General features: G+C 62.3%; 17 protein-coding genes. 12 read left to right on the top strand and 5 right to left on the bottom strand.

The window, feature by feature from the left end; all coding sequences use genetic code 11:
* Positions 1-168: 168 nt before the first annotated feature.
* A complete protein-coding gene (locus FHS49_RS03710; protein WP_184015317.1) occupies positions 169-2,937 on the bottom strand; it encodes an Rne/Rng family ribonuclease in 2,769 nt (922 codons plus the stop codon).
* A gap of 458 nt (positions 2,938-3,395) precedes the next feature.
* Between FHS49_RS03710 and FHS49_RS03705 the strand changes: the two genes are divergently transcribed.
* The 11 genes from FHS49_RS03705 to FHS49_RS03655 all read left to right on the top strand — a co-directional run bounded on the left by FHS49_RS03705 (position 3,396) and on the right by FHS49_RS03655 (position 16,621).
* Entirely contained in the window at positions 3,396-4,259 is an 864-nt protein-coding gene (locus tag FHS49_RS03705) for an N-acetylmuramoyl-L-alanine amidase family protein (RefSeq protein ID WP_425502662.1), read from the top strand.
* A 50-nt stretch (positions 4,260-4,309) separates the two neighbouring features.
* A complete protein-coding gene (locus tag FHS49_RS03700) occupies positions 4,310-6,829 on the top strand; it encodes a penicillin-binding protein 1A (protein WP_184015313.1) in 2,520 nt (839 codons plus the stop codon).
* A 66-nt stretch (positions 6,830-6,895) separates the two neighbouring features.
* Positions 6,896-8,023 carry a peptide chain release factor 2 gene (prfB, locus tag FHS49_RS03695; RefSeq protein WP_184015311.1) on the top strand — a complete coding sequence of 376 codons (1,128 nt, stop codon included), beginning with the start codon at positions 6,896-6,898 and terminating at the stop codon, positions 8,021-8,023.
* 1 nt (position 8,024) lies between these two features.
* Positions 8,025-8,708, top strand: a complete 684-nt coding sequence (locus tag FHS49_RS03690; RefSeq protein WP_184015309.1) for a class I SAM-dependent methyltransferase — start codon at positions 8,025-8,027, stop codon at positions 8,706-8,708.
* A gap of 181 nt (positions 8,709-8,889) precedes the next feature.
* A complete protein-coding gene (locus FHS49_RS03685; RefSeq protein WP_184015989.1) occupies positions 8,890-9,684 on the top strand; it encodes a thymidylate synthase in 795 nt (264 codons plus the stop codon).
* On the top strand, positions 9,681-10,169 hold the full coding sequence (locus FHS49_RS03680) for a dihydrofolate reductase (protein ID WP_184015307.1): 489 nt from the start codon (positions 9,681-9,683) through the stop codon (positions 10,167-10,169). Before FHS49_RS03685 ends, FHS49_RS03680 begins: the two co-directional genes overlap by 4 nt.
* Positions 10,166-11,341, top strand: a complete 1,176-nt coding sequence (locus FHS49_RS03675) for a dipeptidase (protein ID WP_343052884.1) — start codon at positions 10,166-10,168, stop codon at positions 11,339-11,341. The genes FHS49_RS03680 and FHS49_RS03675 overlap by 4 nt, the downstream gene beginning before the upstream one ends.
* Before the next feature lie 163 nt (positions 11,342-11,504).
* Positions 11,505-12,434: a bifunctional riboflavin kinase/FAD synthetase gene (locus tag FHS49_RS03670; protein WP_184015306.1), complete on the top strand. Its 930-nt coding sequence runs from the start codon at positions 11,505-11,507 to the stop codon at positions 12,432-12,434.
* Between the two features lie 124 nt (positions 12,435-12,558).
* Positions 12,559-15,549, top strand: a complete 2,991-nt coding sequence (gene ileS, locus FHS49_RS03665; RefSeq protein ID WP_184015304.1) for an isoleucine--tRNA ligase — start codon at positions 12,559-12,561, stop codon at positions 15,547-15,549.
* Between the two features lie 129 nt (positions 15,550-15,678).
* Positions 15,679-16,203: a signal peptidase II gene (lspA, locus tag FHS49_RS03660; RefSeq protein ID WP_184015302.1), complete on the top strand. Its 525-nt coding sequence runs from the start codon at positions 15,679-15,681 to the stop codon at positions 16,201-16,203.
* Positions 16,196-16,621 carry a DUF3035 domain-containing protein gene (locus FHS49_RS03655; protein ID WP_184015300.1) on the top strand — a complete coding sequence of 142 codons (426 nt, stop codon included), beginning with the start codon at positions 16,196-16,198 and terminating at the stop codon, positions 16,619-16,621. The genes lspA and FHS49_RS03655 overlap by 8 nt, the downstream gene beginning before the upstream one ends.
* Positions 16,622-16,871: 250 nt before the next feature.
* Here the strand turns inward: FHS49_RS03655 and FHS49_RS03650 are convergent, their stop codons facing one another.
* Positions 16,872-17,633 carry a TorF family putative porin gene (locus FHS49_RS03650; protein WP_184015298.1) on the bottom strand — a complete coding sequence of 254 codons (762 nt, stop codon included), beginning with the start codon at positions 17,631-17,633 and terminating at the stop codon, positions 16,872-16,874.
* A 232-nt stretch (positions 17,634-17,865) separates the two neighbouring features.
* On the opposite strand from FHS49_RS03650, the gene FHS49_RS03645 reads away from it, so the two are divergent.
* On the top strand, positions 17,866-18,207 hold the full coding sequence (locus tag FHS49_RS03645) for a hypothetical protein (RefSeq protein WP_184015296.1): 342 nt from the start codon (positions 17,866-17,868) through the stop codon (positions 18,205-18,207).
* Positions 18,208-18,329: 122 nt separating this feature from the next.
* On the opposite strand, the gene metC is transcribed toward FHS49_RS03645, so the two are convergent.
* The 3 genes from metC to FHS49_RS03630 form a co-directional block, all read right to left on the bottom strand.
* A complete protein-coding gene (gene metC / locus FHS49_RS03640; RefSeq protein WP_184015294.1) occupies positions 18,330-19,571 on the bottom strand; it encodes a cystathionine beta-lyase in 1,242 nt (413 codons plus the stop codon).
* The gene (sseA, locus tag FHS49_RS03635) at positions 19,526-20,365 is read right to left on the bottom strand and encodes a 3-mercaptopyruvate sulfurtransferase (RefSeq protein ID WP_184015292.1); all 840 of its coding nucleotides are present in this window, start codon (positions 20,363-20,365) and stop codon (positions 19,526-19,528) included. The genes metC and sseA overlap by 46 nt, the downstream gene beginning before the upstream one ends.
* An 82-nt stretch (positions 20,366-20,447) precedes the next feature.
* Positions 20,448-21,950 (bottom strand): S10 family peptidase, encoded by a 1,503-nt coding sequence (locus FHS49_RS03630; RefSeq protein WP_184015290.1) that lies wholly within the window; start codon positions 21,948-21,950, stop codon positions 20,448-20,450.
* Positions 21,951-22,035 lie beyond the last annotated feature (85 nt).

Genomic DNA, 22,035 nt, shown 5'->3' with positions numbered 1-22,035 from the left:
CCCGTCTGAACCCGGGATTAAAGTAGCTTCGAACAATCCCTCCCGCCGTCACCCTGAACGTGTTTCCAGGTCCATTCCAAAGTCCAGACCAATGGTGGGGCGGACGAATGGATGCTGAAACAAGTTCAGCATGACGGCGGGCGCGGGCGTATCCAACCTTGGCGCCGATTACTCCGGTGCGCCGAACGTCCGCTGCCACCAGCCGCGACGCGGTTCGGCGTCCTCGGCCTCGGCCGTTGCTTCGGCCGTCTTGGCTTCAACGGCGGGTGCCGCCTCTGCCTGGGTGACAGCCTTTTTACGCGTCCGCTTGGGCTTTTCGGCAACAGCCTCTTCCGAAGCGGCTTCAACGGGTGCTTCGATCACGACTTCAGGCTCCGCCACGACTTCAGGCTCGGCATCGGCCTTGGGCGCGGCTTTCTTGCGGCCGCGCTTGGGCTTCTCGGCCACAACCTCTTCGGCAGCCGGTGCAGGCACTTCGGAAACGACCGCTTCCACAGCAGCGATCTCAGCGACGGGCGCGGCCTTGGCACGGCCACGACGCTTGGGCGCTTCGGTCGGTGCGGCTTCTGCCTCCGGCGCAGCGGGCGGATCGATCTTGGCTTCGGCCTTGGGACGGCGACGCGCCCGCTTGGGCTTGTCCTCCGTTTCGGCCACAGGTTCAGCAGCCGCTTCGGCGTCCGAAGATGCTTCGGCTTCAACCGTCTCGCCCTCGGCATTCAGCTCTTCCGAACCTTCCGCACCAGCTTCGCCACCTTCGCGACGACGACGACCACCACGGCGGCCACGACGGCTGCGGCGACGCTTGGCATCGCGGCCTTCTTCGGTATCGGCCTCGCGGTCGCCCGCTTCCTGCGCCTCGGTAGCCTCGCCCTCGATGGACTCTGCATCGTCTTCGTGACCGGGCTCGTCCTCGCTGCGGGGTTCATCACCCTCCTCGCGGGGTTCGCCATCTTCGCGGCGTCCGCTGCGGCGGCCACGGCGACGGCGACGGCGCTTGCCACCCCCTTCGCGCTCGCCACGCTCGCCTCGTTCTTCGCGAGCCTCGCGCGCTTCTTCCTCGGCGACGGTCTCTTCTTCCTCGTCCTCGTCTTCCAACGGCAGATCGTCGTCGTCATCCTCGAACACGGGCAGCTCAAACCGCGGCGCGTGCTCGGGCGGCGGGCCGCTGGCCTCGACGCTCATGCGCGCGCCCTCGGTCTCGCCGTCGGGCAGGATGTCGATCAGGACGCCATAGCGCTCTTCGATCTCGGCCAGTTCGGCGCGCTTGCGATTGAGCACATAAACGGCGGCTTCCTGGCTGGCGCGCAGGGTGAGGCGGCTGCCGCGGCCACGACCGGCTTCGTCTTCCAGCATCCGCAGCGCGGACAGACCTGCCGACGATGCCGTGCGCACCAGTCCGGTGCCTTCGCAATGCGGGCAAACGCGGGTGGAGGCTTCAAGCACACCGGTGCGCAAGCGCTGGCGGCTCATCTCCATCAGACCAAAGGAGCTGATCCGGCCCACCTGGATGCGCGCGCGATCGTTCGCCAGCGCACCCTTCATGGCCTTTTCGACCTTACGGATGTTGGAGTTATTCTCCATGTCGATGAAATCGATCACGACCAGGCCGGCCATATCGCGCAGGCGAAGCTGGCGGGCAATCTCGTGCGCCGCTTCCAGATTGGTCGCGACCGCGGTCTGCTCGATACCATGCTCACGGGTCGAACGACCGGAGTTGATATCGATCGAGACGAGCGCTTCGGTGGGGTTGATCACCAGATAGCCGCCCGATTTGAGCTGGACGGTGGGGTTATACATCGCCGCCAACTGGTCTTCCACGCCAAAGCGCTGGAACAGCGGCACGGCGTCCGCATAGGGCTTCACCTTGCGGGCATGGCTCGGCATGAGGAGCTTCATGAAGTCCTTCGCTGCGCGATACCCCTCCTCGCCCTCGATGATCACGTCTTCGATATCGCGGTTATAGATGTCGCGGATCGCCCGCTTCATCAGATCGCTGTCACCATAAACCAGCGCAGGTGCTGCGGAAGCCAGCGTCTTTTCGCGGATTTCGTCCCACAGGCGCGCCAGATAATCGAAATCGCGCTTGATCTCTACCTTTGTGCGGCTGAGCCCGGCGGTGCGCACGATGCAGCCCATGCTGGACGGCAATTGCATATCGGCCATGATCGACTTCAAACGCTTGCGATCGCCCGCATTCGAAATCTTGCGGCTGATCCCGCCGCCATGCGACGTGTTTGGCATGAGCACGCAATAACGGCCGGCCAGCGACAGATAGGTGGTGAGCGCAGCGCCCTTATTGCCGCGCTCTTCCTTCACGACCTGAACCAGCAGCACCTGACGGCGGCGAATCACATCCTGAATCTTGTAGCGACGGCGCAAATTCATGCGCTTCGTGCGCAGCGCTTCTACAGCGCCGTCATCGGCCTGCGCCTTGCCGCGGCGACCACGGCCGCGTCCGCCTTCGCTGCGCGGCGCGCCATCTTCAGAAGCACGCTCTTCCTGATCGCCGTCTTCATCGGCGTCATAATCGTGATCGATGTCGGACATTTCCTCAATGCCATCATCATCGCCGCCCTCGCGGTCGTCGCCATAATCCTCGTCGTCATCATCCTCATCGGCACGCGCGCGCAGCGCCTCTTCCTCGGCGGCGTGCTCGGCTTCCTCGCGCAGCAGCGCTTCACGATCTTCCTTGGGGATCTGGTAATAATCGGGATGAATTTCGCTAAACGCCAGGAAACCATGGCGATTGCCGCCATAATCGACGAACGCCGCCTGAAGCGACGGTTCGACCCTGGTTACTTTGGCGAGATAGATATTGCCCTTGAGCTGCTTGTGCTCGGCGGATTCGAAATCGAATTCCTCGATCCGGTTACCCTTGACCACCGCCACACGGGTCTCTTCCCGGTGGCGCGCGTCGATCAGCATACGCATTGTCATTGAAAATTCTCCGTGCGCGCCTCATCCCGGCCAGATAGGCCGGCGGCGCGCGAAATGAATGGGATGCCGGGCAAAGCGCCGCGGGCATCTTGGTTGATGTGAAATATGCCTCTGCTGCGTAAGCATGTCCGGCCCGATCGGCCGGAGCCTCCCCCAAAGCCCGCGCATCCACGGCCCGGCGGGCCTGATGCGTTAGGGGGGAGAAATGCCTCATTGCAGCGTCAACCTGAATTGATCGCCCGGATCGGGCGATTCGCGTTTGACTGGTAGAAAGCAGTGCGCTTTTCCAGCCGCTTGCATCGCTAGCATTCACATTGCCCGGGGGCAACAAAAAGCGCGGAGCCTGCGCCAAGCGATATGGATGGATATGGTGAACAGGATCTTAATCTTCCAGCCGGGCTGGACCCAAGCCCGCTGATGCTGGCAATAAGGCATCCATGGGAGCGGGCTTTCTGATCATGGCATCTATGCTCGCGGCGAACCCGGTCGCGTCGTCATCCGCCGCGCCCACCTTTCTGGGCTGGGAACTTCCCAGATTTCTCCGCCGCCCGCCCCCGCGGAGCAAATATAATCTCACCATCAAGCTGGACCCGCCGCGCAAGGCACCGCCGCTACCCCGGATACTCGGCCCCGCCGGCCGGCCGCTGGTCGTGATCGACGCGGGGCATGGCGGGCACGATCCGGGCGCCCTCTCCCCTTATGGGGGCCAGCGCGAAAAGGAGGCGACACTCACCCTGGCGCGCGCGATCCGCGATCGGCTGGTGGAATCGGGCCGGGTGCGTGTGGCGCTGACGCGGGAGGACGACCGTTTTATCGTGCTCAACCAGCGCTATGAGATCGCGCGCCGGCTGAAGGCCAATCTGTTCCTGTCCATCCATGCGGACAGCGCCGCCAATCCCCTGGCGTCCGGCGCGACAATCTATACGCTGTCCGAAATCGCATCCGACAGGGAGGCCGCACGGCTCGCCGCGCGGGAAAACAAGGCGGATATCCTGAACGGCGTCAATCTGGGGGGCGCCAGCGGTGATGTCAGCTCGATCCTGATCGATCTCACGCAGCGCGAGACGATGGAAATATCATCCCAATTCGCCGCGCTGCTCCGTCGCGAATCCGGCAATGTGCCGTTCCGCACCGATTATCACCGCTTTGCCGCGCTGATCGTATTGAAAGCGCCCGACGTGCCCTCGGTACTTTTCGAAACGGGCTATCTGAGCAATGAGGCCGATGCCGCGTTCATCTTTTCCAGACAGGGCCGGGAAAGCATCGTCGACGGCGCAGCGAGCGCGATCGAGACCCATTTCGCCAAACGCGCGGCAAAGTGATCCTCCCCATGGCTGGCAAAGCGCTTAAAAGTTGCTAGAGCCGGTCCGTCATGACCGAACCGGCCGCGGAAAACTTCAGCTACAAGATCAAGCGCGAAGCCAGTGGCGCTTGGGAGACTGTGCGGCAATGGCGCCAGAAGCGGTGGGTTCGATGGCTGATGGCGCTGGTCCTGCTGGCGCTGATCGGATGGCTGCTGATCTGGGCGATCTTCGCGCGCAACCTGCCTTCGGTTGAAACGCTGAAAACCTATGAGCCGCCTTTGCCCACCAGCGTGCGCGCGATCGATGGCACGCCGGTGCACAGCTATGCGCGCGAACGCCGGGTCCAGCTTGCCTATGAGGAATTTCCCAAGCCGCTGGTCCAGGCGTTCATGGCCGCGGAAGACCGGACGTTCTTCGAACATGGTGGCCTGGATTATCCCGGCATCATCAGCGCGGCGGTCAACAATCTCACCAGTTCCGGTCGCCCGGTGGGCGCATCGACCATCACCCAGCAGGTAGCCAAGAATCTGCTGCTGACCAACGAAGTGAGCTACGTCCGCAAGATGAAGGAAGCGATCCTCGCCAGGAGGATCGAAGCCGCGCTCACCAAAGAGCAGATCATGGAATTGTACCTCAACCAGATCGCATTGGGGCGCAACAGTTTCGGCGTGCAGGCCGCGGCCCGCGCCTATTTCAACAAGGATGTGGATGGGCTGACGCTCAACGAGATGGCGTTTCTGGCGATCCTGCCCAAGGCACCGTCCACCTATGGCCGTGCCAAATATGCCGAAAAAGCGATCTCTCGCCGCAATTTCGTGCTGGGAGAGATGGCGCGCAACGAATTCATCACCCAGGCGCAGGCAAGCGATGCCAAGGCCCAGCCACTCGGGCTGAAACCCACGGGCGGCGCGCGTTATGAGCGCGTCGGCGACTATTATATGGAAGAGGTGCGTCGCCTGCTCATCTCCAAATTCGGCGAATCGTCGGATGACGGACGCAAGCCCTACAGCGTTTATGACGGTGGTCTCTGGGTGCGCACCTCGCTCGATCCCAAACTGCAGGATTATGCGGAGGATGCGCTGCGCGAAGGGCTGCTGCGCTATGATCGCGGCAAGGGCTGGAGCGGACCGATTGCCAGGATCGAGGTCGGCGAACGCTGGCAGACCAATTTCGTCGTCAAGAATATCGGCATCAATTACGATGACTGGCGCGCCGCCGTGGTGCTGTCCAAGGATGGCGGCAGTGCGACGATCGGCTTCACCGATGGCAGCACGGGCGCGCTGCCCGCCAGCGCCGCCGCCATGCCAAAGCGCAGCGGCGGCACGGCGTTCAGTGCGATGCAGCCCGGCGATATCATCGCAGTGAAACAGGAAGGCAGCCTGTGGGCGCTGCGCAACATCCCCGAAGTGTCGGGCGGCATGGTGGTGGAAGATCCGCATACCGGCCGCGTGCTGGCGATGCAGGGCGGGTTCGACGCGCAACTCGCCAGTTACAATCGCGCCACCCAGGCGGAGCGCCAGCCCGGCTCCACCTTCAAGCCGATCGCTTATTCCGCCGCGCTGGACAATGGCATGACCCCGGCGTCGATCATCGTGGACGGACCCTTTTGCGTCTACCAGGGCGGTCGCCTCGGCCAGAAATGCTTCCGCAATTTCGGCGGCAGTGCTGGCGCGGGGCCGCAGACGATGCGCTGGGGCATCGAGCAATCGCGCAATTTGATGACCGTGCGCACCGCATCGCAGACCGGCATGGACAAGGTGGTGGAAACCGCAGCGCGGATGGGCGTCAGCGCGCCGGGCAAGCTCTATCCCAAAGTGCTCGCCATTGCTCTGGGCGCGGGCGACACCACGGTGATGCGGCTGACCAACGCCTATGCGATGCTGGCGAACAACGGCAAGGCGATGAGCCCGTCGCTGATCGACTATGTGCAGGATCGCAAGGGCAAGGTGATCTTCCGCGCCGACACCCGCCCGTGCGAACGCTGCAACGCCAAGGATTGGGATGGCAAGGCCATGCCCCGCCCGCCCGCCCGCACAAAGCAGGCGCTCGATCCGATGACCGCCTATCAGATGGTCCATATTCTCGAAGGCGTGATCCTGCGCGGCACCGCACCATCGTTGCAGGCGCTGAAGCGCCCAATCTTCGGCAAGACCGGCACGACCAGCGGCCCGACCAATGTGTGGTTCGTGGGCGGATCGGCCGATCTCGTCGCTGGCGTGTATATGGGCTTCGATCAGCCGCGCCCGATGGGCGGCTATGCCCAGGGCGGCACGCTCGCCGCGCCGATTTTCCTTTCCTTCGCCAAAAAGGCGATGGTCGATATGCCCGTGGTGCCGTTCAAGGCGCCACCGGGCATCCGCATGGTGCGCATCGATCGCAAGAGCGGTCGCAAGGTGTTTGGTGCCTGGCCAGGTGACGAACCCAAGGCGGCCGTCATCTGGGAAGCCTTCAAGCCCGAAAGCGAGCCGCGCCGTTCCATCCGCAAGGATGAGATCGCCAAACCGAAGAAAGCCGACAAGGCCGCCGGCCCCGCCGCCATCAGCGCCGGAGACCGCGAATTCTTGCAAAAACGTGACGGGATTTACTAGAGCCCGTCGTCATACATCATGTCATCCCCGCGTTCGAACGGCTGACACTATTCTGGAGTTATCACCATGCGCGCCGAAGCGCAGGCTCACGCCGACAAGATCAATGCCGCCCTCGATCTGCTGCGCCGATTCCTCGATTGGGATCGCGCGCTGCGGCGGCTCGACGAGTTGAACGCGCGCGTGGAAGATCCCACGCTGTGGAATGATCCACGCGCTGCGCAGGAGGTGATGCGCGAACGTCGCCGCCTGGACGAAGCGATCAACGCCACGCGCGCGATCGAGACCGAACTCGCTGATACCGCCGAGCTGATGGAGATGGCCGAAGCCGAAGGCGATGACGACATGGTCAATGACGGCCTCGAGAGCCTTGCCGCCCTCGCCGCACGCGCCGAGACCGACAAGGTGAAGGCGCTGCTCGCGGGCGAGGCCGATCCCAATGACGCCTATCTCGAAGTCCATGCGGGCGCGGGCGGCACCGAGAGCCAGGATTGGGCCGAGATGCTCCAGCGCATGTATCAGCGCTGGGCCGAGCGCCGCGGCATGAAGGTGGAGATCGTCGATTATCACGGCGGCGAACAGGCCGGGATCAAATCCGCCACATTGCTGATCAAGGGCGAAAATGCCTATGGCTATGCCAAGACGGAGAGCGGCGTCCACCGGCTGGTCCGCATCAGCCCCTATGATTCCTCCGCGCGCCGGCACACGAGCTTCTCGTCCGTCTGGGTCTATCCCGTGATCGACGATAATATCGATATCGAAGTGAATGACAGCGATCTCAAGATCGACACCTATCGTGCATCGGGCGCGGGCGGGCAGCATATCAACACCACCGATTCGGCGGTGCGCATCACCCATGTGCCCAGCGGAATCATCGTGGCGTGCCAAAACCAGCGTTCGCAGCACAAGAACAAGGCCGAGGCGATGAACATGCTGAAGGCGCGGCTTTATGAGGCCGAATTGCAGAAGCGCGAGGCCGAAGCCGCGGTGGGCTATGCCGCCAAGACCGAAATCGGCTGGGGCCACCAGATCCGTTCCTATGTGCTCCAGCCCTATCAGATGGTGAAGGATCTGCGCACCGGCGTGGTCTCCACCGCGCCCGATGACGTGCTGGATGGCGCGCTCGATCCGTTCATGGCCGCCGCACTCTCGCAGCGCGTAACCGGCGAGAGCGTCGACGTGGAGGATGTGGATTAGGATGCGGCGCGCCCTCCCGCTTCTTCTGTTGACACTCGTCGCGTGCAATCGCGGCGAAACGGCGCCTGTGTTCCCGGAAGCCGATCGGCCCGTCGCGCCGATCACGTCGAACCGATTCTCCACTGAGGAAGCCCGTGACCGGGTAAATGAATCCGGCACTGTGATGGACAATGCCGGGATCGCACCGGGCATGACGATTGCCGATATCGGTGCCGGCGAGGGTTATTATACGATCCGTCTCGCTCAGCGCGTCGGCGAGAAGGGCCGGGTGCTGGCAGAGGATATCGTGCCGGATGTCCGCAATGCGCTGGCCGCCCGCGTGACCCGCGAGCAGCTCGACAATGTCAGCGTGCGCCTGGGTGAGCCGGATGATCCCAAGCTGCCCGAAAACAGCTTCGACCGGATTTTCATGGTGCACATGTATCACGAGATCGCCGAGCCCTATGAATTCCTCTGGCGGATGCGGCCCTCGCTGAACGCAGACGGTCGCGTGATCGTGGTGGACGCCGAGCGCCCGACCAAGGATCATGGCACGCCGATCGCCTTGCTCACCTGCGAATTTGCGGCCGTGGGTTACAAGCTGGTGCAAAACACGCCGCTGCCCGCTGTCGATGGTTATATCGCGCAATTCCAGGCGACCGGTGCACGGCCGGAGCCGGAAACGATCAAGGCGTGCAAAGGCTAATTCCCTCTCCCCTTTAGGGGAGAGGGTGGCGGGCGAAGCCCCGCCGGGAGAGAGGAATGCGGGTCGTAGTGCACCGGCCTCTGCTCATTTGCCTCACTCCCCCTCTCCCCGGCCCTCTCCCCTGAAGGGGAGAGGGAGTAAGGGCTTGGCGACTCCCCCCGGTCTCGCCATAAGCGTCTCCATGCAGCCCTATCTTGATCTCCTCCAGCGTATCCTGAACGAAGGCACCCGGCAGGAGGATCGCACCGGGACGGGCACGCTCGCCATCTTCGGCCATCAGATGCGCTTCGATCTGAGCCAGGGCTTTCCCTTGGTCACGACCAAAAAACTTCACCTGCGTTCGATCATCTACGAACTGCTCTGGTTCCTCAAGGGCGACACCAATGTCCGCTACCTGCAGGATCACAAGGTGCGCATTTGGGACGAATGGGCCGACGAGACCGGCGATCTCGGCCCGGTCTATGGCAAGCAGTGGCGCGATTGGGAGGCGGCGGATGGCCGCCATATCGACCAGATCGCCGCGCTGGTGCATCAGATCAACACCAATCCCGCCTCCCGCCGCCAGATCGTTTCCGCCTGGAACCCCGGCGAGATCGAGAAGATGGCGCTCGCGCCCTGCCATTGCCTGTTCCAGACGCAGGTGGCCGATGGCAAATTGAGCCTCCAGCTTTATCAACGCAGTGGCGACGCCTTCCTGGGCATCCCGTTCAACATCGCGAGCTATGCCTTGCTCACCCACATGCTGGCCGATCAATGCGGGCTGAAACCGGGCCATTTCATCTGGACCGGCGGCGACACGCATCTCTATCTCAACCATCTCGATCAGGCGCGCGAACAGCTTACGCGCGATCCCTATCCGCTGCCCACGCTCAAGATTCTCCGCACGCCGGACGGGATCGACGGCTATGACTATAAGGATTTCGAGATCAGCGGCTATGAAGCGCATCCGCACATCAAGGCGGCGGTGGCGGTTTGAACCATCCGGAAATCGCCCTGATCCTCGCGCGTGCGGACAATGGCGTCATCGGCAAGGATGGTGCTTTGCCGTGGCACCTTCCCGCTGACCTGCGCCATTTCAAGATGCTGACGCAGGACAAGCCCATGATCATGGGCCGCAAGACATTCGACAGCCTGCCCGGTCTGTTGCCCGGCCGCCGCCATATCGTGCTGACCCGTGATACGGATTGGCAGGAGGACGGCGCGGAAGTGGCGCATAGCGTGGAGGAGGCGCTCAGGCTCGCCAATGCGCCGCATGTCTCGGTGATCGGCGGCGCGGAAATCTATCGGCTGTTCCTGCCGCGTGCGGACCGGATCGAACTGACCGAAGTGCATATCGAAGCTGAAGGCGACACAAGCCTCGATCCGTTCGGCCCCGGCTGGCGCGAGGCCCGGCGCGAGCATCACGCGGCCGAAGCCCCCCGCCCCGCCTATAGCTTCGTGACCCTGGTGCGCGCCGGGTGAAACGCGCGATCGGCATCGGCCTCGCGATGCTGCTGATCCTCGCCGGCGTCGGCTTTTTCGGCGTCGCGCCCGGCGTGGTCGAGCGCACTATGAATGTGGTGCAGCCGGGGGAATTGCCCGAGGTTTCGGCCGAAACCGCCGAACTTCACCGCACGCTTCACTTGGTCGACATGCACGCCGATACGTTGATGTGGCAGCGCGATCTTCTGAGCGAGACCTGGCAGGGGCAGGTCGATCTGAGACGCCTGGAGGCTGGCAATGTCGCGCTGCAGATATTCTCATCGGTCACCAAGACGCCCAAGGGTCAGAATTACGACGCCAATGGCGAGGATAGCGACAATATCACGCTGCTGACGATCGCCCAGTTGCAGCCACCCTGGACCTGGACATCGCTGCTCCAGCGTTCGCTCTTTCATGCGGAGAAATTGCAGAAGGCCGAGGCCGGATCAAACGGACGGCTGCGGATCGTGCGCAGCGGCGCGGACGTGCAGACGCTGATCGCCGACCGCGTGGCGGGCAAAACCGTGACAGGCGCTTTGCTCTCGATCGAGGGGCTGCAGGATCTCGAGGGCAAGGCGACCAATCTGGATGTGCTCTACAAGGCTGGCTTCCGCATGGCCGGCCCCGCGCATTTTTTCGACAATGAACTCGCCGGATCGATGCACGGCCTAAAGAAGGGTGGGCTGAGGCCGCTCGGTCGGCAGGTGATCCAGGCGATGGAAAGCAAGGGGATGATCGTCGATATCGCCCATGCCAGCCATCAGTCGGTCGCCGACATTCTGGCGATGGCCACCCGTCCGGTGGTGTCCAGCCATGGCGGGGTGCAGGCGACGTGCAAGGTCAATCGCAACCTCACCGATGACGAGATCCGCGGCGTCGCGCGCACCGGCGGGGTGATCGGCATCGGCTATTGGGAGGGCGCGATCTGCGACACCTCCACCGAGGCCGTAGCCGACGCGATCGCGCACGTCCGCGATCTGGTGGGGGTAAAGCATGTCGGCCTCGGCAGCGATTTCGATGGCGCGGTGACCACGCGCTGGGACGCGAGCCAACTTGCCGCCGTGACGCAGGCATTGGTCGATCGCCGGTTCACGCCAAGCGAGATCCGCGCGGTGATGGGCGGCAATGTGATCCGGTTGCTGGAACAGGGGCTGGTGCCAAAGCAGCCTTAGCAGAAGCGTATATCATAAGCCGTTTGTCCCGAGCGAAGTCGAGGGACGTCCGTCACCTGCACCCACGTCCCTCGACTGCGCTCGGGACAAACGGTGTTTGGCATTGAGCCATAGGAAGGGAGAAGGGTTTTACAGGTGCCCTCCCCCCCGCTAAAGCCCCGCCATGCAGCGGCTTTCGGGCGAGCGGCGGGTTCCCGATGATTTGCGCGGGGGCGTGATCGCTTTGGGAAATTTCGACGGGTTTCACCGGGGTCATCAGGCCGTGGTCGGCAGTGCCGTGGCTTTGGCGCGCGAGCAGGGTCGCCCCGCGCTCGTGGCCACCTTCGATCCGCACCCGATCCGTTATTTCAAGCCCGATGCCCCCCCCTTCCGCCTCACCACGCTGGACCAGCGCGAACGCCTGTTTGCCGAAGCGGGTGCCGACGCGATGCTGGTATTCACCTTCGATGATCATCTGGCCGCGCTCACCGCGCAGGAATTCGTGGAGCAACGGCTGATCGATCTGATCGGCGCGGCGGGCGTGGTGACGGGGGAGGATTTCACCTTCGGCAAGGATCGCGGCGGCAATGTGCGCGTGCTGGCTGAGCTCGGCCAAGTGCATGGCCTCACCACCGAAGCGGTCGGTCCCGTGGCGGAGGGGGATGAGACCATCTCGTCCAGCCGCATCCGCACGGCGCTTCAAGCGGGCGATTGCGAGACCGCGACACGCCTGCTCACCCGCCCCTTCGCCATTCAGGGCGATGTGATCCATGGCGACAAATTGGGCCGCACCATCGGCTATCCCACCGCCAACGTGTCGCTCGGCCATTATCTGCGCCCGCGCTACGGCATCTATGCGGTGCGCGGGAGGCTGGCTGACGGCCGCGTGCTGGAGGGCGCGGCGAATCTCGGCATCCGGCCCACCTTCGATCCGCCCAAGGAATTGCTGGAGCCTTATTTCTTCGATTTTCATGAGAGTCTTTACGGGCAGGTGATCGAGGTGGAATTGATCCGCTTCCTGCGGCCCGAGATGAAGTTCGACGGGATCGAACCTTTGGTGGCGCAGATGGACAAGGATTGCGCCGAGGCAAAGCGGGTTTTGGCGGAAAGCTGATCAATTTTACACCGTTTGTCCCGAGCGAAGTCGAGGGACGCTGGTGAAGCGACAAACGTCCCTCGACTTCGCTCGGGACAAACGGTTTTCTTTGACCCGCTCTTGCTCTAAGCACCGCGGCGATATGACCGAAAAACCCGACTATAGAGACACCGTCTTCCTCCCGAAGACCGACTTTCCGATGAAGGCCGGCCTCGCCGCCAAGGAGCCCGCGATTCTCGCGCGCTGGGACGCTCTGGGAATTTACGAAAAACTGCGCGAAACCCGCAAGGGCCGCGAGCGCTTCATCCTGCACGATGGCCCGCCTTATGCGAATGGCGACATTCACATGGGCCATGCGATGAACAAGGTGCTGAAAGACATCATCGTCCGCAGCCAGAGCCTGATGGGCAAGGACGCGCCCTATGTGCCCGGCTGGGATTGTCACGGCCTGCCGATCGAATGGAAGATCGAGGAAGCCTATCGCAAGAAAAAGCTGAACAAGGATGAGGTGCCCCCGGCCGAATTCCGCGCCGAATGCCGCGCCTATGCGGAAAAATGGGTGGACGTGCAGCGCGCGCAATTCCAGCGGCTGGGCGTGATGGGCGATTGGGGCGATCCCTATCTCACGATGAAGTTCGAGGCCGAGGCCGCGATCGTGAACGAACTGCTGAAATTCGCCGAAAGCGGCCAGCTCTATCGCGGGGCCAAGCCCGTGATGTGGAGCCCGGTGGAAAAGACCGCGCTCGCCGAAGCCGAGGTGGAATATGAGGATGTGGTCTCGACGCAGATCGATGTGGCATTCGAAATCATGGAAGCGCCGAACGCCCCTGAACTGGTCGGCGCCCATGCGGTGATCTGGACGACCACGCCTTGGACGATTCCGGTGAACCAGGCTCTGAGCTATGGACCTGACGTTAAGTACGGTCGCTATTCATTCCAACTGGGATCAGATGCTGAAGGCGCGTCTTTAGATTCTGTCAGGGTGGAACAGACAGGTTTATTGGCTACTCATCCATTGATGGTTTGGTTAGAGCGGCAAATTGTCATGGCGGATGACCTTGCCGAGTCGACCGCGAAGCGACTGTCACTGGGCGTAGGTGAACATCGTCAGGTATACCTAGTTCGCGAAGCTGATGTGCCGTCGTCCAAACTCGCAGGCGCAATCGCCCGCCACCCGATGCACGGGCTCGGTGGTTTCTTCGCGAAGCCCCGCCCCTTCCTGCCCGGCGATTTCGTCACCACTGAAACCGGCACCGGCCTCGTCCATATGGCCCCGGACCACGGCGAGGACGATTTCCTGCTGTGCAAGGCCAATGGCATCGATCCCGTCTTCGCGGTGAATGGCGATGGCATGTACCGCGATGACTGGCTCTGGCTGGGCGGTCAGGGTTCGGTGATCAACAAGAAGTTCGTGGCCAGCGACGGCCCGATCTGCACCGATCTGCGCGAAGCCGGCGCTCTGCTCGCCGCCTCGGACGATTTCTCCCACAGCTATCCGCATTCGTGGCGCAGCAAGGCCAAGATCATCTTCCGCTGCACCCCGCAATGGTTCATCCCGATGGATGCACGGGCTGTTGAACGTGTCTCGACTACGCTCGACACAAACGGAAATGTTGATGTTTCCCAAAAACCGTTTGTCCCGAGCAGCGTCGAGTGCAGCCGAGACGCGACCGTCGAGGGACGCCAGTCGAACAACCCCACCCTCCGCGGCATCGCGCTGGACGCCATCGCCAACACCCGCTGGGTGCCCGAGAAATCGCGCAACCGCATTCATGCCATGGTGGAAGGCCGCCCCGATTGGGTGATCAGCCGCCAGCGTGCCTGGGGCGTGCCGATCGCGCTTTATGTCAATCGCGCCACCGGCGACTATCTCCGCGATCCAGCCGTCAACGCACGCATCATCGACGCGGTGCTGCAGGGCGGCGCGGACGCCTGGTATGCGACCGATCACCAGAGCCTGCTCGGCCCGGATTACAGGCTCGACGATTATGAGGTGGTGACCGACATTCTCGACGTGTGGTTCGATTCTGGCTCCACCCACGCCTTCGTGGTCGAGGCGCGTTATGGGGAAGGCACCCGCGCGAACCTCTATGTCGAGGGTTCGGATCAGCATCGCGGCTGGTTCCAGTCGTCGCTGCTCGAATCCAGCGGCACGCGCGGCCGCGCGCCTTATGATGCCGTGCTCACCCATGGTTTCGCGCTCGATGGCACCGGCAAGAAAATGTCCAAATCGCTCGGCAATGTCGTCGATCCCTTAAAGATCATTCAGGAATCGGGCGCGGACATATTGCGCATGTGGGTGGCCTCGGTCGATTATTTCGAGGACGTCCGCATCGGCAAGGAGGTGCTCGCCACCACCAGCGACGCCTATCGCAAATTGCGCAACACCTTCCGCTATATGCTGGGCGCGCTCGACGGTTTCACCGATGCCGAAAAGCTGCCGGTGAGCGAGATGCCCGAGCTGGAACGCTATATCCTGCACCTGCTTGCCACGCTCGACGCGGATCTGAAGGACGCGGCGAACAATTTCGAGTTCAACCGCTACATCCGCCGCCTCACCGATTTCGCGAATGAAGACCTGTCGGCCTTCTTCTTCGATATCCGCAAGGACAGCCTCTATTGCGACGCCCCCGACGATCCTAAGCGCCGCGCCTATCGCACGGTGCTCGATACGCTGTTCCACGCGCTCGTCCGCTATGCCGCGCCGGTGCTGTGCTTCACGGCGGAGGAAGTGTGGCAGACGCGCTATCCCGAGGCGGATTCGGTGCACATGCTGGAATGGCCGACGCTCGATCTCCGTCATCCTCGCGAAAGCGGGAATGACGGGCTGGAAGAAAAATGGGCACGTATCCGGCAGCTTCGTGCATCGGTGACCGAAGCGATCGAGCCGCTGCGCCGCGAGAAGATCGTGCGCTCCAGCCTCGAAGCCGAAATCACGGCCGCCGATCTGGGCGATCTCTCCGCCGAAGACTTTGCCGAAATCTGCATCGTGGCGAGCGCTACGCCGGGCGCTGACGGCATCGCGGTGACCAAGACCGAGAAGCAGAAATGCGGCCGCTGCTGGCGCCACCTGCCCGAAGTGCAGGAAGACGGCGATCTGTGCGATCGTTGTGAGACGGTCGTCAATGGCTGAATGTCACCCCATAAACCGCGTCACCCTGAACTCGTTTCAGGGTCCATTCCAAAGTCTCGGCGAATGTGCAGCGACGGAATGGATGCTGAAACGAGTTCAGCATGAAGGTCTCTCCAAAGTCGGGAATCTATGACCCAAACCCTGCACAATCACCGCCGCACTGGGCTTATCCTGGCGTTCATCACCCTGATCCTCGATCAGGCGCTGAAATTCGCCGTGATGGGGCCGCTCAATCTGCCGGCGATCGGGCAGATCGAGATATTGCCCTTCTTCAACCTCACCTGGGTGCAGAATTTTGGCGTGTCCATGGGCTTCCTCCAGGCCGACAGCCCCGCGATGCGCTGGGGGCTGGTGGCGCTCACCGCGGTGATCGCGTGCGGCGTGGTCGTGTGGATGTGGCGCGAAACCAGACGTGGCGACGTGCTTTCTCTCGGCCTCGTGCTGGGCGGGGCGCTGGGCAATATCATCGATCGCGTGCGGCTGGGCTACGTCGCCGACTTTGCCGATCTGCATATCGGCGAATTTCGTCCCTTTTTGATTTTCAACCTCGCCGATGCTGCTATTACCATCGGCGTATTGATCCTGCTCATTCGGGCGCTGCTGGTGCGCGATCCCCCGAAACAGCCGGAAGTAACGGAGACACTGGATGCGTAAGACGGTTATTTTTGCGGGCCTCGGCCTCGCTGCCCTCACCCTCGCGGGTTGCGGCGGCAATAATGGGCTCAATAACCGCAATGCGCCGGATGAATTTGCCGTGTCGCGCAAAGCCCCTCTGGTGATCCCGCCCGATTTCGCCCTGGTGCCGCCCACGCCCGGTCAGCCCCGCCCGCAGGAAAGCGACACGAGCAGCCAGGCGCTTCAGGCGCTGTTCGGCGGCCCGTCCGCACGTAGCGCTTCGGAAAGCGGCGTGATCAGCCAGGCTGGTGGCCGGACCTCGGCAGCGGGCATCCGTTCCGATGTGGGTGATCCCGATACCGCCGTGGTCGACAAGGGTGCCGTGACCCGTGACATCATCGCAGCGCCAGAAGGCGATGGCCAGGACGCGCGCGCCGCGACGCCAACACCGCAATAAGAATTTCAGATAAGGCGTCACCCTGAACTTGTTTGGGGGTCCATTTTGAGGTCACGACCACCGTGCGGCGTTGAAATGGATGCTGAAACAAATTCAGCATGACGGAAACCAAAAAGGCCGCGACCCTTTCGGATCGCGGCCTTTTCTATGCCCGCAATAGCCCGCTCTGGCCGAGCCCTTCGAAGCCCTTTCCTTCTGTTTACAAGAAAGAAAACCCTCCGACAGGCTCGGGGTGAACGGTATCAGGTGATCAGAACGACACGCCGATCGAGCCGACCACGCCGGCCTTGGCGATGTTCTTGCCCGAATAGCTGTATGACGCCTTGTTCGTATCGACATAGGCGACGCCGAACGAGAGATTCTTGAACGCATAGGTCGCGCCCACGCTCCAGTCGGTATATTCCTTGCCGATCGTCAGGAAGCTCGGGCCGAAGCTGTGGCCGAGATGCGCCGACACGCTGACCGGCGTGTTGGGAACGCCGACGCCCAGATCGCCCGCGACGTACAGATTGTCTTCCTTGCCGTTGCCGATGGAAAGCGCATTGGATTTAGGCGCGTAATTGGCAGTCAGCTTGCCGGAAACCGGGCCGAACGTGTGCGACACGGAAACATAAGGCTCGATGAAATCACTGTCATATCCGGGAATGAACTTCTCGGCGCCGGGATAGTAATAATAAAGCACACCGATATCGAATGTGGTGCCGCTTTCAGTCGTCTTCTTGAAGCCGGCGATCAGATCGATTTCCTGATCGCTGCCGGCTGCGACATATTCATCGACCGAGGAGCCCCAGACGCTGACATAGAAGCCGGAATCGTGCGCGACGGTGAAGCCGGCCTGAACCGCGAAATCCTTGTCGGTCTGCGAAATGCCGCGGAACCGGTAATCGGTGACGACAGTCGCGCTGCCGGAAATGGTGACGCTGCTCGTGTCTTCGGCTTCTTCCTGAGCGAAGGCCGGCGATGCGAGCATGGAGAGAGCCAAGGCCGTGAGGCCGGTGATGGACGTGCGCATGGTAAACCCTTTCAAATGCGATGCGTTCGTCCCGCCTGCGTTGCAGCCTCCGCATCTCTGTCCCCCCAGGGCCGGAGCAGATGACCGCCAACGCACAAAAGATGCCGGAAGCTGCTGCGCCGCACAACAATAATGTCTAGATTGTGAAAATATGTTTCTGATCTGTTGCTGCATCGCAACAGTTTTTGCAGGTAAAGGCTTTGTTAGCCCTGTGACGGCTAAAAGAGCCGATATGAATCAGCAGTCCGCCTCTTCGATCAGCACAGCGCCCGTCACCCCCGGCACCCAGATCGGGGAATTACGCGCGATTCTGGGGCTGGTTCATGCGCTCGCAGGCAATGAGATGGGGATCGACCGGCCCGAAATGACCGACGCCGACGTGCGCTATGCCGCCGCCGCGCCGCTCGTGCGCCGCCGCTTCGATGCGCTGGCTTCGGAAACAGCCGCCTTTTCGGCGACGGGACTGTCAGCGCTCATCGGCGGACGCGAACGCGGCAACACCAAGGCCGCCGCTGCCTATCTGGCACGCTCGATGGACCGCGCCATTGTCCGCATGGAAAAGATGCTGGGATAATATTCCCCGTCATCACGGGTCATAAAAGCCCTTTTGTCCCGAGCGCAGTCGAGGGACGTGGAAACTGTCACCACGCCCCTCGACTGCGCTCGGGACAAACGGTTTAGATAGTTGGCTGCTGACTAGCCTCTCGCCGCCCGGAACCGATCCAGCCCGGCCGCCAGATCCGCGATCAGATCGTCCGCATCTTCAAGACCGATCTGCAGCCGCACCAGCGGCCCTTCGGCTTCCCATTTGACGGCGCTGCGCAATTTCTCGGGATCGGCGGGGATCACCAGGCTTTCATAGCCGCCCCAACTGAAACCGATGCCGAACAGATCCAGTCCATCGATCAGCGCCGTCCGCGCGGCATCGTCCCCGCCCTTCAAGATGAACGCGAAGAGGCCCGATGCGCCGCGAAAATCGCGCTGGAAGATATCGTTGCCGGGGCAGTCCGCAAAAGCGGGATGCAGCACGCGCGCCACTTCGTCCCGCGTGCGGAGCCATTCGGCGATCGCCAGCGCGCTTTCCTGATGCCGCGCCAGTCGCACATCGAGCGTGCGCAGGCCGCGGGATGCGAGATAGGCATCATCCGGACCGACATGCTGGCCCAGCGCATGAGTGATATGGCGCAATTTCGGCCACCAGGCCGCATTCGCCGTGACCGAGCCGAGCATCGCATCCGAATGGCCGACGATATATTTGGTGCAGGCAAGGATGCTGAGATCGACGCCCTTTTCGATCGCGGGAAACAGCAGAGGCGTGGCCCAAGTATTGTCCAGCAAGGTCACCACGCCACGCGCTTTCGCCACGGCGCAGATCGCGGGCACGTCCTGCACTTCGAAGGTCAGGCTGCCCGGACTTTCCATGAAAATCGCGCGGGTCTGGTCCGTGATCAAATCGCTGATCCCGGTGCCGATCAACGGATCATAATAGACCGTGGTGATGCCGAAGGTCTTGAGCAGCCCGTTGCAGAAGGCACGGGTCGGCTCATAGGCGCTGTCCACCATCAGCAATTCGTCGCCCGGCCGCAGCACGGCGAGCAGGGCGGTGGTGACCGCCGCGACGCCGGAGGGATAGAGCAAGGTGCCCTCTGCGCCCGGCTCCATCTCGGTCAAGGCATCGGCGAGCGACCATTGCGTCGGCGTGCCGCGCCGACCGTAATAGAGCTTGTGATGCGTATCGCGATTGCGCTCCCGCATTTCCGCGATGCTGTCATAGAGAATCGTCGAGGCGCGCCACACCGGCGGATTGACGATCCCCTGAGTCCATTCCTTGCGCCGCCCGGCCTGAACCAGCCGGGTTGCATCGCCTACGGTCTTTTCTTTTTCCCGATCGTTCACGCCGCGCCCATGGCCTTGGGCGTGGCCATATCCGCGCCCCATTCGCTCCACGAACCATCGTAAAGCGACACGTCCTTGGCACCCAGCAGATTGGCACCGAACAGCAATATGGCCGCCGTGATTCCCGATCCGCAGGTGGTGATCAACGGCTGATCCAGATCGATCCCGGCGCTATCGAACGCGGCCTTCAACGCATCGCCCTGTTTCCAGGTGCCGTCTTCATTGAACAGCCGCTCATAGGGCAGATTCCTCGATCCGGGGATATGACCGGCATGGGTGCGCGGGCGCGGATCGGGTTCGGCACCTGTAAAACGCGCTTCGCCGCGCGCATCGAGCACCTGCGATACGCCGTGACCGATGTTCGCCGTCATCTGGTCCTTATTGCGGACAGTCGCCTCGTCTTTCCACACGGTGAAATGCCGATGGCGCAGCTTTTCCTTGCCGCTGCTCAGCGGACGTTCTTCGGCCTTCCATTTGGCGAGACCGCCATCGAGTATGGCGACATCATGCGCACCAAACAGATTGAGCATCCACCAGGCGCGCGCCGCGGTGCGGTACGGCGAATTGTCATAGAGCACGATCCGGCTGCCATCGCCGAGACCGAGCGACTGCATCCGGCTGGCGAATTTCTCGGCCGGGGGCAGCATGTTGGGCAGATCGGTGTTGGTATCGACCAGATTGTCCAGATCCATGAAAACGGCGCCGGGGATATGCCCAGCCTCATAATCTCTCGCCGGATTTGTGATGCCGGGGGAGATTAGGGTGGCGTCGACCACGCGCAGATCGGGCGCGCCAAGCTCACCCGCCAGCCATTCAGTGGACACCAGCTTTTCCATGGACACACTCCCCAACATGATTCCAGCCCTGATTAAGCCGCCGCCGCTCCCCCGTCGAGATGCGACGCGCCATATTCCAGGCTTATCGTGATCGGATGAACTGGCGGATATCCTTGCTCAGTTTCATCCGATCCTCATCGCGGACATACATCATGTGACCAGCCTCATAATAATGAAACTCCACCCGATCCTTGGGAATGCCCGTGCGGCTCAATGAATATTCGGCCGCGAAGAAGGGGGTGGCGAAATCATAATAGCCCTGCCCCACGAAGATCCGCAGGCCGCTATTCTCCCGCAACCCGCGACCGATATAGGGGGCCACGTTCATATAGACGTCGCTGTCGCGCCCGTCACCCAGCCGCCAATCCCACGGGCCGACGCTGCCGATCGTCACATAGCTGCGATTGGTCTGAAATTTCAGTGTTTCGCGGGCGTAGCTGTTGATCGCGGCGGTATAGCCGCCGTCGATGCCGTAAAAGCTCGGATCATTATCCGGCCCCTCGCCTGCATTGTCATAATCCTTGCCGGTATAGCGGCTGTCGAGCCGGCCCACGGTCAATCCGCGATCGCGGAGCAATTCCTTGTAGAAGCGATCGGGCGTCACGCGCAGATCGGCCTGCTCCAGATAGGTTTCCGAAAGCCCGGTGAAGCGCGCCAATTCCTTGCGCACCTGCGTGCGTTCGTCGGCACCAAGCGCGCTGCCTTTCAGCAGAGCCGCAGCATAGGGGCCGATCGCCCATTGCCGCGCCTCGTCCGCAAATTGCGCGGGCGTGCCTGCGGATTGCGCCTTGCCATGAAACAACGCCGTCGCCGCCATGGAGGGCAGGTTCAGGATGTGAGTCATCTCATTGCCAGGAGTATCAGCCCCGGCGGCGAAATCGAGGATGGTCGAGATCAGGATCACGCCGTTCATCGAGACATCGTTATAGCGGCCCTCAAGCTGGTTCAGCACCGCAGCCGAGCGCGTGGTGCCATAGCTTTCGCCGCCGAGGAATTTGGGCGCGTTCCAGCGGCCATTCTCATTCAGCCAGATCCGGATGAACTCGGCGATCGATTCGGCATCCTTGGTCACCCCCCAGAAATCCTTGGGATCGGTCTTGCCCAGCGCATGGCTGAAGCCGGTGCCCACGGGATCGATGAACACGATATCGGTCACGTCGAGCAAACTGTCTGGATTGTCCACGATCGGAAAAGGCGGCGCGCCATCGTCTTTGGCGTCCGAAGGGATGGCGACGCGCTTCGGCCCGAACGCGCCCATGTGCAACCAGACGGAGCCGGAGCCGGGACCGCCATTGAAAAGGAAGGTCACGGGGCGATTGGGATCCTTGCCGTCTTTCACATAGGCGGTGGAAAAGATCGCGGCCCGCGGTGTGCCATCCTCGGCCTTGAGATAGGTTTCCCCCGCGGTCGCGGTGAAGGCGACGCGCTGGCCTCCGAATGTGCCGCTCGCCTTGGTGACCGACACCTGCGGCGGGGGGATATCTTCGGCAGCCTTTGCCTTCGGTGGCCCGGCAGCGTCTTCGGCCAGCAGCGGCGCGGCGCTCATGGCAAAGGCAAATGCCAGGCTCAATGCGATGGATTTCATGGAAATGCCCCTTTTCACTATGGCGCATTATTCGGACGGAAGCGGCGCAAAGGAAAGGGGTGACCGGCGAAATCCCAAACGGTTT

This window comes from Sphingobium boeckii, assembly GCF_014199215.1.
GTDB classification, from domain to species: domain Bacteria; phylum Pseudomonadota; class Alphaproteobacteria; order Sphingomonadales; family Sphingomonadaceae; genus Sphingobium_A; species Sphingobium_A boeckii.
The sequence above is the reverse complement of the archived record's forward strand: the minus strand, read 5'-3'. Positions and strand labels throughout refer to the sequence as shown.

Bases quoted from the DNA above. Each gene is read 5' to 3' on its own strand.
- FHS49_RS03705 (WP_425502662.1), top strand. From the start codon at position 3,396: ATGGCATCTATGCTCGCGGCGAACCCGGTCGCGTCGTCATCCGCCGCG.
- FHS49_RS03685 (WP_184015989.1), top strand. From the start codon at position 8,890: ATGCAGCCCTATCTTGATCTCCTCCAGCGTATCCTGAACGAAGGCACC.
- metC (WP_184015294.1), bottom strand. From the start codon at position 19,571: ATGGGGCGCGGATATGGCCACGCCCAAGGCCATGGGCGCGGCGTGAAC.
- FHS49_RS03645 (WP_184015296.1), top strand. From the start codon at position 17,866: ATGAATCAGCAGTCCGCCTCTTCGATCAGCACAGCGCCCGTCACCCCC.
- FHS49_RS03700 (WP_184015313.1), top strand. From the start codon at position 4,310: ATGACCGAACCGGCCGCGGAAAACTTCAGCTACAAGATCAAGCGCGAA.
- FHS49_RS03655 (WP_184015300.1), top strand. From the start codon at position 16,196: ATGCGTAAGACGGTTATTTTTGCGGGCCTCGGCCTCGCTGCCCTCACC.
- ileS (WP_184015304.1), top strand. From the start codon at position 12,559: ATGACCGAAAAACCCGACTATAGAGACACCGTCTTCCTCCCGAAGACC.
- FHS49_RS03670 (WP_184015306.1), top strand. From the start codon at position 11,505: ATGCAGCGGCTTTCGGGCGAGCGGCGGGTTCCCGATGATTTGCGCGGG.
- prfB (WP_184015311.1), top strand. From the start codon at position 6,896: ATGCGCGCCGAAGCGCAGGCTCACGCCGACAAGATCAATGCCGCCCTC.
- FHS49_RS03650 (WP_184015298.1), bottom strand. From the start codon at position 17,633: ATGCGCACGTCCATCACCGGCCTCACGGCCTTGGCTCTCTCCATGCTC.
- FHS49_RS03630 (WP_184015290.1), bottom strand. From the start codon at position 21,950: ATGAAATCCATCGCATTGAGCCTGGCATTTGCCTTTGCCATGAGCGCC.
- FHS49_RS03710 (WP_184015317.1), bottom strand. From the start codon at position 2,937: ATGACAATGCGTATGCTGATCGACGCGCGCCACCGGGAAGAGACCCGT.
- sseA (WP_184015292.1), bottom strand. From the start codon at position 20,365: ATGGAAAAGCTGGTGTCCACTGAATGGCTGGCGGGTGAGCTTGGCGCG.
- FHS49_RS03690 (WP_184015309.1), top strand. From the start codon at position 8,025: ATGCGGCGCGCCCTCCCGCTTCTTCTGTTGACACTCGTCGCGTGCAAT.
- lspA (WP_184015302.1), top strand. From the start codon at position 15,679: ATGACCCAAACCCTGCACAATCACCGCCGCACTGGGCTTATCCTGGCG.